Annotated in this window: 10 protein-coding genes; all 10 read left to right on the top strand. The window is 45.3% G+C overall.

All coding sequences use genetic code 11. The annotated features are described in order from the left end of the window. Nucleotides 1–34 precede the first annotated feature (34 nt). Nucleotides 35–1,243 carry a 1-deoxy-D-xylulose-5-phosphate reductoisomerase gene (gene ispC, locus BCU07_RS09565; protein ID WP_017060737.1) on the top strand — a complete coding sequence of 403 codons (1,209 nt, stop codon included), beginning with the start codon at nucleotides 35–37 and terminating at the stop codon, nucleotides 1,241–1,243. After that, nucleotides 1,240–2,598 (top strand): sigma E protease regulator RseP, encoded by a 1,359-nt coding sequence (gene rseP, locus BCU07_RS09560; RefSeq protein ID WP_017060736.1) that lies wholly within the window; start codon nucleotides 1,240–1,242, stop codon nucleotides 2,596–2,598. The genes ispC and rseP overlap by 4 nt, the downstream gene beginning before the upstream one ends. Nucleotides 2,599–2,646: 48 nt before the next feature. Then, nucleotides 2,647–5,052 (top strand): outer membrane protein assembly factor BamA, encoded by a 2,406-nt coding sequence (gene bamA, locus BCU07_RS09555; RefSeq protein WP_017060735.1) that lies wholly within the window; start codon nucleotides 2,647–2,649, stop codon nucleotides 5,050–5,052. Between the two features lie 27 nt (nucleotides 5,053–5,079). Beyond that, nucleotides 5,080–5,580: an OmpH family outer membrane protein gene (locus BCU07_RS09550; RefSeq protein ID WP_017063367.1), complete on the top strand. Its 501-nt coding sequence runs from the start codon at nucleotides 5,080–5,082 to the stop codon at nucleotides 5,578–5,580. Nucleotides 5,581–5,585: 5 nt separating this feature from the next. Then, entirely contained in the window at nucleotides 5,586–6,617 is a 1,032-nt protein-coding gene (lpxD, locus tag BCU07_RS09545) for a UDP-3-O-(3-hydroxymyristoyl)glucosamine N-acyltransferase (protein WP_017066404.1), read from the top strand. Between the two features lie 93 nt (nucleotides 6,618–6,710). Further along, nucleotides 6,711–7,163: a 3-hydroxyacyl-ACP dehydratase FabZ gene (gene fabZ, locus BCU07_RS09540; protein ID WP_009847408.1), complete on the top strand. Its 453-nt coding sequence runs from the start codon at nucleotides 6,711–6,713 to the stop codon at nucleotides 7,161–7,163. A 1-nt stretch (nucleotide 7,164) separates the two neighbouring features. Next, nucleotides 7,165–7,953 carry an acyl-ACP--UDP-N-acetylglucosamine O-acyltransferase gene (gene lpxA, locus BCU07_RS09535; RefSeq protein ID WP_050644950.1) on the top strand — a complete coding sequence of 263 codons (789 nt, stop codon included), beginning with the start codon at nucleotides 7,165–7,167 and terminating at the stop codon, nucleotides 7,951–7,953. 129 nt (nucleotides 7,954–8,082) lie between these two features. Next, the gene (lpxB, locus tag BCU07_RS09530; protein WP_017066406.1) at nucleotides 8,083–9,279 is read left to right on the top strand and encodes a lipid-A-disaccharide synthase; all 1,197 of its coding nucleotides are present in this window, start codon (nucleotides 8,083–8,085) and stop codon (nucleotides 9,277–9,279) included. A gap of 33 nt (nucleotides 9,280–9,312) precedes the next feature. Continuing rightward, complete coding sequence (rnhB, locus tag BCU07_RS09525) at nucleotides 9,313–9,933, top strand: ribonuclease HII (protein WP_017063371.1); 621 nt, start codon at nucleotides 9,313–9,315, stop codon at nucleotides 9,931–9,933. A 113-nt stretch (nucleotides 9,934–10,046) separates the two neighbouring features. Further along, nucleotides 10,047–13,526, top strand: coding sequence for a DNA polymerase III subunit alpha (gene dnaE, locus BCU07_RS09520; RefSeq protein WP_050649624.1), 3,480 nt, complete (start codon nucleotides 10,047–10,049; stop codon nucleotides 13,524–13,526). The last annotated feature ends 23 nt before the right edge of the window (nucleotides 13,527–13,549 follow it).

The following is a 13,549-nucleotide window of genomic DNA, read 5'->3' as shown; positions in this document are numbered from 1 at the left end:
TCTGCCCTTTATTACATTTCTACGGTCATATGTGATGCGAAATCTAACTATCCTTGGCGCTACCGGCTCAATTGGTGCAAGTACACTAAAAGTCGTTGAACAAAACCCAGATCTCTATTCAGTGGTTGCACTGGCTGCAGGCTCGAATGTTGAAAAGATGCTGGCGTTAGTTGAAAAGTGGCAACCAAGCTATGTTGCTATGGCTTGCTCTGATGCAGCGTCTCAACTGACTGAAGTGTTGTCCGTGAGTTACCCTAACGTAAAAGTACTTTCAGGCACTGAAGGCATGTGTCAGGTTGCTTCTCTAGAGGAAGTGGACACGGTAATGGCCGCGATTGTTGGTGCCGCTGGTTTACTTCCTACTATGTCTGCGGTTAAAGCGGGCAAGCGTATCTTGCTTGCAAACAAAGAAGCTTTGGTGATGTCTGGGCAGTTGTTTATCGACGCCGTGGAAAAATACGGTGCAGAGCTGCTTCCTGTCGATAGCGAGCATAATGCTATTTTCCAATGCCTTCCGCAGAACGTACAAACTAACCTAGGCCGCTGTAACCTTGAAGAAAACGGCATTAACCATATTCTTCTGACTGGTTCTGGTGGTCCTTTCCGTTATACCGATGTGGCTGAACTCGAATCAGTGACTCCTGAACGCGCAATTGCACACCCTAACTGGTCTATGGGGCCTAAGATCTCTGTCGATTCTGCGACTATGATGAATAAAGGGCTAGAGTACATTGAAGCGAAATGGCTATTTAATGCTTCTCAGGAGCAGTTAAAGGTCATCATTCACCCGCAGTCTGTGATTCACTCGATGGTTCAGTACAAGGATGGCTCTGTGCTTGCTCAAATGGGCGAACCAGATATGGCAACGCCAATCGCTTTGACGATGTCTTACCCTAATCGTACCGAGGCGGGTGTTAAGCCTTTAGACTTTACTAAAGTGGGTGAGCTTACCTTCTTAGAACCAGATTTCAGTCGTTACCCGTGTTTGAGGTTAGCGATTGAAGCGTGCTACTTAGGTCAGCATGCGACAACAGCCATTAATGCAGCAAACGAGATCGCGGTCGATGCTTTCTTGAACAATCAGGTGAAGTTTACCGATATTGCTGTCATTAACGAACACGTTATGAGCAAAGTATGTGAACAACATAACTCTGAGGGTTTAGATAGCTTGGAAAGCCTTCTCGAGCTCGATAATATGTCTCGTCAAATAGCCATTCAATTTATTAAAGAGCAGCTAGCATGAGTGGAATTCTGTGGAACTTCGCATCTTTTATCGTAGCGCTTGGCATTCTGGTTGCTGTTCATGAGTTTGGACACTTCTGGGTCGCTCGTCGTTGTGGTGTGAAAGTTGAAAAATTCTCGATTGGTTTTGGTAAATCAATCTGGAGTAAAGTGGGCCGTGATGGTACTGAATACAGCTTGTCAGTGATTCCACTGGGCGGCTACGTTAAGATGCTCGATGGTCGTGTTGACGATCTTTCTGAAGATCAACAGCAATACGCTTTCGACAAGAAGCCGCTTTGGAAACGAACGGCGATTGTGGGTGCAGGCCCTGCATTCAACTTTATCTTTGCGGTGTTCGCGTATTGGTTAGTATTTTTGATTGGCGTACCCGCGGTTAAGCCCGTGATTGGTGAAGTCACTCCACAATCTATTGCTGCACAAGCCGGAATTGAAACTGGAATGGAACTTAAATCTATTTCAGGAATCAAAACCGCAGATTGGGAATCAGTCAATATGGGGTTGATATCGCACATTGGTGATCAATCCATGACAGTGACGGTTGCTTCTCAAGACGACATCGGCTTTGAGCAACAAATGACATTGGATATTTCAGACTGGTCGTTCAACCCAGAAACTGAATCTGCAATGACAACGCTGGGCTTTAGACCGTATTCTCCAGAGATATCGACCGTACTGGCTCAAATCATTGATGATGGCGCTGCATACGATGCAGGTCTTGAAGCTGGCGATAAAATTGTTGAGATTAACGGGCAACCTATTGAACAGTGGCAGTCGGTTGTTGAGTTAATTCGTGCTAATCCAATGACATCATTGGACTTGGTCGTATTGCGAAATGGTGCCGAGCAGTCATTGGTTATGACACCAAAAAGTCGAGAGCTTTCTGATGGTTCGACAATCGGCTATGCAGGTATTGCTCCGGAAGTCGCAGAATGGCCAGAAGATTATCGCTTTGAGTTACAATTTGGTGTAATTGAGTCTGTAGGAAAAGCATTTGATAAAACAGGTCAAATCATTGGATTGACACTGACAATGCTTAAGAAGCTCATCGTTGGTGATGTTGGCTTAAACAACTTGAGTGGCCCTATTTCAATCGCTAAAGGTGCAGGTACAACCGCCGATTATGGTCTGGTTTACTTCTTGGGCTTTTTGGCTCTGATTAGTGTTAACTTAGGGATTATTAATTTGGTTCCGCTGCCTATGCTTGATGGCGGACATTTGCTGTTTTTCGCTATTGAGGCCGTTACTCGTAAACCGGTACCTGAGAAAGTTCAGGAAATGGGATACAGAGTGGGAGGGGCAATCCTCTTCTCATTGATGGCTCTGGCAATATTTAACGATTTTACTCGTCTGTGAATGGTTTCTCACAGGCATTGGTAGTAGCAAGGAATAATTAGAATAAGTATGGCGATTAAGCAAATTCTGTTCGCAAGTCTATTGGCCACTAGTGTGGCTGCGAACGGAGCACAAAACTTTGTAGTTCAAGATATCAAGATCGAAGGTTTACAGCGTGTTGCACTTGGTGCAGCTCTACTGAAAATGCCAGTACGTATTGGCGATGAAGTGGATGAAAGCGATGTGTCTGAGATCATTCGTGCATTGTATGCTTCGGGCAACTTTGAGGACGTTAAAGTACTTCGTGATGAAGGTGTATTGATTGTTCAAGTTCAAGAACGACCGACCATCGCAAGCATTTCATTCTCGGGTAACAAAGCGATTAAAGAAGAACAGCTTCAGCAGAACCTAGATGCGTCTGGTGTTCGTGAAGGTGAAGCCCTTGACCGTACTACGCTGAGTAACATTGAAAAAGGCCTTGAAGATTTTTACTACAGTGTTGGTAAGTACAACGCGACAGTAAAAGCGGTTGTGACACCTCTGCCACGTAACCGTTCTGACCTTAAGTTTGTGTTTACTGAGGGCGTATCCGCTAAGATTCAGCAAATCAACTTTATCGGTAATGAAGTCTTCTCTGACTCTGAACTGCTTAGTCGTTTCAATCTGAATGTTGATGTTGCATGGTGGAATTTCCTTGCGGATGAAAAATACCAAAAGCAAGTATTAGCCGGTGATATCGAAGCGCTGAAATCTTACTACCTTGACCGTGGTTACCTTAAGTTTAAGGTTGACTCTACGCAGGTGGCGATCTCTCCAGACAAAAAAGGTGTTTACATCACGCTTGGCCTCGATGAAGGCGAAGCCTACACCGTTAAAGATGTCTCTTTCCGTGGTGAATTAATCGGTCGTGAGGCTGACTTCGAAGCGTTAGTGCCATTCGAAGACGGCGATACGTACAACGGTTCTTCGGTAACGTCTTTGGAAGAGAACGTAAAACGAATTCTTGGTGAATCTGGCTACGCGTACCCACAAGTTCGCACGATTCCTGAATTTGACGATGAGACCAAAGAAGTGTCGTTGGTTATCAATGTAGAAGCGGGCAGCCGTATCTATGTTCGTGATATTCGATTCACGGGTAACAACTCAACGAAAGACGAAGTACTGCGTCGTGAAATGCGTCAAATGGAAGGCAGCTGGCTTAACTCTAAGTCCATTGATACCGGTAAGAGCCGTCTTAACCGCTTAGGTTTCTTTGAAACGGTTGATGTACAAACAGTGCGAGTTCCTGGCAGTGAAGACCAAGTTGATTTGGTTTACAACGTTAAGGAAGCGAACTCAGGCAGTATCAACTTTGGTGTTGGCTACGGTACTGAATCAGGTGTTAGTTTCCAAGTTGGTTTGCAACAAGATAACTTTGCAGGTTCAGGTAACCGTGTTGGCGTAAGTGCCATGATGAATGATTACCAAAAGAACGTGAGCTTAGACTACCGTGACCCATACTGGAACCTTGATGGTGTGAGCTTAGGCGGTAAGATCTTCTACAACGAATTTGAAGCCTCTGAAGCGGGCATCGTCGACTATACCAACCAAAGTTACGGTACCAGCCTAACATGGGGTTTCCCTATGGATGAGCTGAACCGTATCGAGTTTGGTGTGGGCTATACGCACAACAAGATCGGTAACGTACCGACTTATATCCAAGTTGAACAGTTCGCGAGAAGTATCGACCAATACGGTGACGAGCACATCTTAACCGATGACTTCGATATCAATATTTCATGGACGCGTAACAATTTGAACCGTGGTTTCTTCCCAACTGAGGGTAACCACCAACGTGCTTTCGCTAAAATGACGGTACCAGGCTCTGATGCTCAGTACTTCAAAATGCAGTACGATGTAAAACATTACATCCCGCTGACCAAAAAGCATGAGTTCACACTATTGATGCGCGGCCGATTAGGCTATGGTAATGGTTATGGTCAAACAGATGGTAACGATAACTTGTTCCCATTCTACGAGAACTACTACGCAGGTGGTTTTACAACCCTACGTGGTTTTGGCTCTAACTCAGCTGGCCCGAAAGCCGTTTACGGCAGCAGCACAGGTAATAACCCAACCTATGATACCGCTACTGATGATTCAGTGGGTGGTAACGCGGTTGCCTTAGCAAGCTTAGAGTTAATTGTACCAACGCCGTTTGCTTCTGATGAAGCGCGCAGCCAAATTCGTACCAGTGTTTTCTTCGACATGGCAAGTGTATGGGACACAGAGTTCGTAGACCGCGGCGCACCAAATAGTGGCAGCCAGTACTACTACGATTACTCTGACCCAACAAATTACCGTTCATCTTATGGTGCCGCTCTTCAATGGATGTCACCAATGGGCCCACTGGTTTTCTCTCTAGCGAAACCAATTAAAGTTTACGAAGGTGATGATGAGGAATTCTTCACATTTACCATTGGTAGAACTTTCTAATATTTAAAGGACAATATTTTGAAAAATATGATTAAAGCAGCAGGTTTAGGCCTTGTAGTTCTTAGCTCTTCTTTCTTTGCAACAGCTGCTGAAGCTGCGCAAAAAGTGGGTTATGTAAACACTGCACAAGTATTCCAGGCTCTACCTCAGCGTGAAGTTGTTCTTCAAAAAATGCAGGAAGAGTTCAAAGATAAAGCGGCTGAGCTACAGAGCATTCAAGCTGAAGCGAAAACCAAGATTGAAAAGCTTAAGCGTGATGGCGAGCTACTAGGTCCTGAAGAAGTTGAGAAGCTTCGTATCGAAGTTGGCCAACTAGACAGCAAGTACAAAATCAAAGCTCAAGCATTAGAAAAAGCAAGTCAACGTCGTGAAGCACAAGAGAAGCAGAAGCTGTTCAAAGTGATTCAAGATGCTGTAACTAAAGTTGCAGAGAAAGAAGGCTACGACATGATCGTTGATATTCAAGCTCTACAATACGGTAAGCCTGAATACAACATCTCTGAGCAAGTAATTAAATCACTGAAATAAGTTTTATGAAGAACCTGACTTTAGCCGAATTGGCAACGATTACTGGGGGAGAGCTACACGGAGACGGTACGATTACCGTCTCAGCAGTCGCTCCTATGGATAAAGCGCAAGAAGGTAACATTACGTTCCTTTCTAACGTGAAGTACAGCAAGCACCTAGGTGACTGTAAAGCGTCCGCTATTATGGTTAAAGAGAGTGAGCGCGAATTGTGTAAGACCAACGTTATTGTGGTTAGTGACCCTTACGTTGCTTTTGCTAAGGTTGCTCAAGCGCTTGATACTACTCCTGCACCCGCAGCGGCTATTGCTGATTCTGCTTCAATCTCTAGCGATGCAACTATTGGACAAAATGTGTCTATTGGTGCGAACGCTGTGATTGAGTCTGGTGTAGTACTTAGTGATGATGTGATCATCGGTGCTGGTTGCTTTATTGGTAAAAATGCAAAAATTGGCGCAGGCACTAAGCTGTGGGCTAACGTAAGTGTTTACCATGAAGTTGTGATTGGTGAAGCATGTCTGATCCAATCAAGTACTGTTATTGGCTCTGATGGCTTTGGTTATGCGAACGAGAAAGGTGAATGGGTTAAGATCCCGCAAGTCGGCTCTGTTCGCATTGGTAACCGCGTAGAAATTGGCGCGTGTACTACCATCGACCGCGGCGCATTAGATGACACAATCATCGAAGACAACGTTATCCTAGATAACCAACTCCAGATTGCTCACAATGTTCACATCGGATATGGTTCAGCTCTTGCTGGTGGTACTATCATTGCAGGCAGCACGACGATAGGTAAGTACTGTATTATTGGTGGTGGTTGTGTGATTAATGGTCACATTGAAATCGTTGACGGCGTTACAATCACCGGTATGGGGATGGTAATGCGCAGCATCACTGAGAAAGGCATGTACTCTTCGGGTATTCCTTTACAGCCAAATAAAGACTGGCGTAAAACAGCGACGCGAGTTCATCGTATTGATGAAATGAACAAGCGTTTGAAAACCGTTGAAAAACTTATTGAGAAGAGCGCGGAATCATAATTCCAGCATTTCTAATAAAAGGCTCGCGTACAGCGAGTCTTTTTCGTTTATAATCCTTCTAATTAAATAAAGAATATACATAGGAATACGACTTTGACTACTGAACAGACAACGATGAACATTACTGAAATTCAGGAACTACTACCTCATCGCTACCCATTCTTAATGGTTGATCGTGTGACTAGCTTTGAAAAAGAAAAAACACTGACCGCAATTAAGAATGTTTCTGTTAACGAACCTCAGTTCACAGGCCACTTCCCACAACTTCCTGTATTCCCAGGCGTGTTGATCTTAGAAGCAATGGCACAAGCAACAGGCCTTCTAGCATTTAAATCTTTTGGTGCGCCTTCTGGCAACGAGCTTTACTACTTTGCAAGTGTTGATAAAGCAAAATTCCGTAAGCCAGTAGTACCTGGTGACCAACTGGTTATCGAAGTTGAATTCTTAAAAGAACGTCGTGGCATCGCATCGTTTAATGGTGTTGCTAAGGTTGACGGCGTAGTTGTATGTTCAGCTGAACTTAAATGTGCTCGTAGAGAGTTTTAATATGATTCATGAAACAGCGAAAATTCACCCGGCAGCAGTAATCGAAGGTGATGTAACTATCGGTGCTAACGTGACGGTTGGGCCTTTCACTTACATTGCTGGTAACGTGACAATTGGTGACGACACTGAAGTGATGTCGCACGTTGTGATCAAAGGTCACACAACCATTGGTAAAGAAAACCGTATCTTCCCACACGCTGTTATCGGTGAAGAAAACCAAGATAAGAAATACGGCGGCGAAGACACAACAGTTGTGATCGGTGATCGCAACGTAATTCGTGAAGCGGTTCAAATCCATCGTGGTACGGTTCAAGACAAAGCAACCACAGTGATTGGTGATGACAACTTACTTTGTGTTAATGCTCACGTAGCGCACGATGTTATTGTTGGTAACCACACTCACATTGGTAACAACGCTATTCTTGGCGGTCATGTAACGGTTGGCGACTACGCTGGTGTTATGGCACTTTCTGCGATTCACCCATTCTGCTCAATTGGTGCTTACGCATACATTGGTGGTTGTTCTGCAGTTGTTCAAGATGTACTGCCGTACGTGCTTGCACAGGGTAACCACGCGGCTCCATTCGGTCTTAATCTAGTAGGTTTGAAGCGTAACGGATTTGAAAAACCTGAAATTCGTGCACTACAGAAGGCGTACAAAGAGCTATACCGTTCAGGTAAAACACTTGAAGAAGCGAAAGCGGCTTTAGTTGAAATGGCAAAAGAGTTTACTTCGGTAGCGCCTATGCTTGAAATGCTAGAGAACTCTGAGCGCGGTATTATTCGTTAATACTCGATATGGTTATGTACCAATCAATGTGAGTATGGCAATAACTACTTCATCAGAATGGTATAACAAAAAGATCGCTACTCGTTAGGCGGTCTTTTTTGTTTTAGGCAACAAGGGAATTGAAAAACTATGGCACAGCAAGAAGCAGCAACCAATAGCTCGGACTTCGTTTCGAATGAACCATTGCGCGTAGGCATTGTTGTCGGCGAACTGTCTGGCGATACGCTTGGTGAAGGCTTTATCAAAGCGATCAAATCACAATACCCGAATGCAGAGTTCGTTGGCATTGGCGGGCCGAAAATGAAAGCCCTAGGTTGTGAGTCTCTTTTCGAGATGGAAGAGCTGGCCGTTATGGGCTTAGTTGAAGTGCTTGGCCGTTTACCTCGCTTGTTAAAAGTAAAAGCAGAGCTGGTTAAGTATTTCACTCAAAATCCACCCGATGTCTTTGTCGGTATCGACGCGCCCGATTTCAACCTAAGGCTTGAGTTAGACCTTAAGAACGCTGGTATCAAAACGGTGCATTACGTGAGCCCTTCAGTGTGGGCTTGGCGTCCAAAGCGTATCTTTAAAATCGACAAAGCAACCGACTTAGTCTTGGCTTTCTTGCCGTTCGAAAAAGCGTTCTACGATAAATATAACGTTGCCTGTGAGTTTGTTGGTCACACGTTGGCAGACGCGATTCCTTTAGAGCCTAGTAAACAAGATGCTCGAGAGCTGTTAGGTCTTGATCAAGACAAGCAGTGGTTAGCCGTATTACCGGGTAGTCGTGGTGGTGAGATGGGTTTGATTGCTCAGCCATTTATCGAAACTTGCCAACGTATCAAGCAGAAGTATCCGGATATCAATTTTGTTGTTGCGCTCGTTAACGAGCAGCGTAAAAAGCAGTTTACTGAAATCTGGCAATCGACCGCACCTGAGCTTGAATTCACGTTAGTCGAAGATACGGCAACCAACGTGATTACCGCCGCTGATTCTGTGCTCTTGGCTTCAGGTACCGTGGCTCTTGAATGTATGTTGCTTAAACGCCCTATGGTGGTTGGTTACAAAGTAAATAAGCTGACGGGTTACATTGTTAAGAAGTTGGCGATCACTGAGTTTGTGTCACTGCCGAATATTTTGGCTGGTGAAGAGATCGTGAAAGAGCATATTCTTGAAGAGTGCCACCCAGACTTTTTGTTCCCGTCTGTCGATAAAATGCTATCAGCCGATAACAGTGCCTTGATCAAACGCTTTACCGAGATGCATCACTGGATCCGTAAAGACGCAGACAAACAAGCCGCTAACGCAGTATTGAAATTGATTGACCGACCTTTTGTTGAAGCATAAAGCGCTTATTTACAGAACATTAAGAGATTAGTTATGGCAGTAAAAGAAAAAAAAGAGCTTCCTCCATTTGAATACCCGCAAGGTTACCAGCTGTTTGCTGGCGTGGATGAAGTAGGGCGTGGCCCTTTGGTTGGCGACGTGGTGACCGCTGCGGTTATCCTTGATCCAAACAACCCAATCGAAGGCTTGAACGACTCAAAGAAATTGTCTGAGAAAAAGCGTCTTGCGTTACTTCCTGAAATCAAAGAGAAAGCTTTGGCGTGGTCTGTCGGTCGTTGTTCTCCACAAGAAATTGATGAGTTGAATATTCTGCAAGCGACGATGGTTGCTATGCAGCGAGCTATCGCGGGGTTGAGCGTTCAACCTGATATGGCGTTGATAGATGGAAACCGAGTCCCAGAACTGCCGATGGATGGTCTTGCGATTGTGAAGGGGGACTTGCGAGTGGCTGAAATCAGTGCGGCGTCTATTATCGCAAAAGTCGTTCGTGACCAAGAGATGGAAGATCTTGATAAACTTCATCCAGAGTTTGGTTTTGCTAAGCATAAAGGTTACCCGACCAAAGCGCATTTCGAAGCGATTGAAAAACATGGTGTAACCGAGCATTACCGCAAGAGCTTTAAGCCAGTAAAACGTATTCTTGGTATAGATTAGAGCTTTACGTTAACTAGAGCTTAGCATCGAATAAAGTTGCTAACTTGTATTAGAAAAAAATAGAATACACACAGTTGTAATCCTAGGCTCAAACCTAGAACTCAGGAAAAATAATGTCAGATCCAAAATTTGTTCACCTACGCGTACACAGTGACTTTTCGATGGTGGATGGCCTATCCAAGGTGCCACCATTAGTTAAAAAAGTCGCTGAAATGGGTATGCCTGCTCTAGCATTGACCGACTTTACCAACCTGTGTGGTTTAGTGAAGTTTTACGGTACTGCCCATGGGTGTGGGGTTAAACCTATTATTGGTGCTGACTTCTTGATGCAGTCTCCAGAATTTGGTGACGAGTTGACCAAGCTCACCGTTATCGCAACGAACAATAAAGGTTATAACAACCTAACGTTACTCATCTCAAAAGCTTACCTTCGTGGTCATGTTCAACATCAGCCTGTTATTGATAAAGAGTGGCTAATTGAGAATGCAGAAGGCCTGATCATTCTATCGGGCGCCAAAGAAGGTGAGATTGGTAAGGCGTTGCTGAAAGGTAACCGTGACTTGGTTGCAAGCAGCGTCGAGTTTTACAAAACGTACTTCGCCGATCGTTTTTACTTGGAACTGATTCGTACCGGACGACCAGATGAAGAGTCATACTTACACTTTGCGTTAGAGCTTGCTGAACAGGAAGACCTGCCTGTTGTCGCAACCAACGAAGTGGTTTTTCTAACTGAAGACCTGTTTGATGCTCACGAAATCCGCGTGGCGATCCATGATGGTTTCACTATGGTCGATCCTCGTCGCCCTAAGAACTACAGCGCGCAGCAATATCTACGTAGTGAAGAAGAGATGTGTGAGCTGTTCTCAGACATTCCTGAAGCACTTGAGAACAGTGTTGAGATTGCTAAGCGTTGTAATGTAACGGTTCGTCTGGGCGAGTACTTCCTGCCTAACTTCCCAACGGAAGGTTTGGCGATTGAAGACTTCTTGATCAAGAAATCTGAAGAAGGCCTTGAGCGACGTCTAGCGTTCCTATTCCCAGATGAAAAAGTGCGTGCTGAGCGCAGACCGGAATACGATGAGCGACTCAAGATTGAGCTCGAAGTTGTTAACAACATGGGTTTCCCAGGTTACTTCTTGATCGTAATGGAGTTCATCCAGTGGTCAAAAGACAACGATGTGCCAGTAGGTCCTGGCCGTGGTTCTGGTGCCGGCTCTCTAGTCGCTTACGCCTTGGATATCACCGATCTCGATCCACTTGAATACGATCTACTTTTCGAACGTTTCTTGAACCCAGAACGTGTATCCATGCCCGATTTCGATATCGACTTCTGTATGGATAAGCGTGACCAAGTTATTGATCACGTGGCTGAAATGTACGGTCGTGATGCCGTTTCTCAGATCATCACCTTTGGTACCATGGCGGCAAAAGCGGTAATCCGCGATGTAGGCCGTGTATTGGGCCACCCGTTTGGTTTCGTCGATCGAATTTCAAAGCTTGTACCGCCAGACCCGGGTATGACGCTAGAGAAAGCATTCCTTGCTGAACCTGCATTGCCAGAGCTTTACGATGGCGATGAAGAAGTTCGTGAGCTGATTGATAAGTGTCGCATCCTTGAAGGTTGTACGCGAAATGCCGGTAAGCACGCAGGTGGTGTTGTTATCTCACCCACCACGATCACCGATTTTGCGCCAATCTATGCCGACGCAGAAGGTAACTTCCCAGTAACGCAGTTCGATAAGAATGACGTTGAAACGGCTGGCTTGGTTAAGTTCGACTTCTTGGGGCTGCGTACCCTGACCATCATCGACTGGGCGTTAGGCCTAGTGAATCCACGTTTGAAGAAAGAGGGGAAAGAACCGGTTCGTATCGAGTCGATTCCTCTTGATGACCAAGCGTCATTTAACCTATTACAAAATTCTGAAACCACCGCGGTATTCCAGCTGGAATCGCGTGGTATGAAAGACCTTATCAAACGTCTACAGCCCGACTGTTTTGAAGATATTATCGCATTGGTAGCCCTGTTCCGTCCGGGTCCTCTGCAATCAGGCATGGTAGATAACTTTATCGACCGTAAACACGGCCGTGAAGCGGTTTCTTACCCTGATGAAACGTGGCAACACGAATCGCTGAAAGAGACGCTAGAACCTACGTACGGCATCATCCTGTATCAAGAGCAGGTAATGCAAATCGCACAGATCCTTGCTGGCTATACGCTTGGTGGAGCGGATATGTTGCGTCGTGCGATGGGTAAGAAAAAGCCAGAAGAGATGGCAAAGCAGCGTGGTACCTTTAAAGAGGGTGCTGAAGCCAATGGTGTTGATGGCGAGCTGGCCATGAAGATCTTTGACTTGGTAGAGAAATTTGCGGGCTACGGCTTTAACAAATCTCACTCCGCAGCATATGCACTGGTTTCTTATCAAACGCTATGGCTGAAAACGCACTACCCAGCGGAATTTATGGCTGCGGTAATGACGGCAGATATGGATAACACCGAGAAGGTTATTGGCCTTGTTGATGAATGTTTCCGTATGAAGCTCAAGCTTTTACCACCAGATATCAACTCGGGTCTGTACCGCTTTAACGTGGATGAAGATGGCGCGATTGTTTATGGCATCGGTGCGATCAAAGGGGTCGGTGAAGGCCCTATTGAAGCGATTATTGAAGCGCGAAATAAAGGTGGTTACTTTAAAGACTTATTCGACTTCTGTGCACGTCTTGATCTGAAGAAGGTTAATAAACGTGTTATCGAAAAGTTGATTCTATCCGGAGCCTTAGATAGATTAGGTCCTCACCGAGCGGCGATGATGGCATCTTTGAAAGATGCGGTGAAGGCAGCGAGTCAACATCACCATGCCGAGTCTTTTGGTCAATCTGATATGTTTGGCGTGTTGACCGACGCTCCGGAAGAGGTTGAACACAAGTATACCCAAGTGCCTAAATGGCCTGAGAAGGTTTGGCTTGAAGGTGAACGTGAAACGCTTGGTTTGTATTTAACGGGTCACCCGGTTAACGCTTACATCAAAGAGTTAGCGAAATACACCAGCTGTCGTTTGAAAGATGCCACGCCAACGCGTCGTGACCAATCACTAACAATTGCCGGTTTGGTGATTGCTGCGAGAGTAATGACGACTAAGCGCGGTACGCGAATCGGTTTGATGACACTTGATGACCGATCGGGCCGAATGGAAGTGATGTTGTTCTCGGATGCGCTCGATCGCTACGCAGAATTGCTCGAAAAAGACAAAATTGTGGTCGTTTCCGGACAGGTCAGCTTTGATGATTTCAATGGCGGGCTTAAAATGTCCGCGCGCGAGGTCATGGACTTAGGAAGCGCCCGTGAGAAATATGCTCGTGGGGTGTCGATATCTATCGACCAATCCCAAATTAACGGTCAATTTTTTGAACGCTTTAGTCAAATCTTAGAACCTTATAGAGCCGGAACGGTCCCAGTCAATGTATACTACCAGCGTGCCGACGCTAGAGCGCGGTTAACATTGGGCACAGAATGGCGTGTGACGCCAAGTGATACATTACTAGACGAATTAAAACAGCTGCTTGGAAATAGCCAAGTAGAACTCGAATTTAACTAAAATTTAGCTTCGCGAATGCGGAG

The organism is Vibrio sp. 10N.261.54.E10 (genome assembly GCF_002877735.2).
Lineage (GTDB): Bacteria > Pseudomonadota > Gammaproteobacteria > Enterobacterales > Vibrionaceae > Vibrio > Vibrio crassostreae_C.
This window is presented reverse-complemented; position numbering and strand designations above follow the sequence as displayed.

Bases quoted from the DNA above. Each gene is read 5' to 3' on its own strand.
- ispC (WP_017060737.1), top strand. From the start codon at position 35: ATGCGAAATCTAACTATCCTTGGCGCTACCGGCTCAATTGGTGCAAGT.
- rseP (WP_017060736.1), top strand. From the start codon at position 1,240: ATGAGTGGAATTCTGTGGAACTTCGCATCTTTTATCGTAGCGCTTGGC.
- bamA (WP_017060735.1), top strand. From the start codon at position 2,647: ATGGCGATTAAGCAAATTCTGTTCGCAAGTCTATTGGCCACTAGTGTG.
- BCU07_RS09550 (WP_017063367.1), top strand. From the start codon at position 5,080: ATGATTAAAGCAGCAGGTTTAGGCCTTGTAGTTCTTAGCTCTTCTTTC.
- lpxD (WP_017066404.1), top strand. From the start codon at position 5,586: ATGAAGAACCTGACTTTAGCCGAATTGGCAACGATTACTGGGGGAGAG.
- lpxA (WP_050644950.1), top strand. From the start codon at position 7,165: ATGATTCATGAAACAGCGAAAATTCACCCGGCAGCAGTAATCGAAGGT.
- lpxB (WP_017066406.1), top strand. From the start codon at position 8,083: ATGGCACAGCAAGAAGCAGCAACCAATAGCTCGGACTTCGTTTCGAAT.
- rnhB (WP_017063371.1), top strand. From the start codon at position 9,313: ATGGCAGTAAAAGAAAAAAAAGAGCTTCCTCCATTTGAATACCCGCAA.
- dnaE (WP_050649624.1), top strand. From the start codon at position 10,047: ATGTCAGATCCAAAATTTGTTCACCTACGCGTACACAGTGACTTTTCG.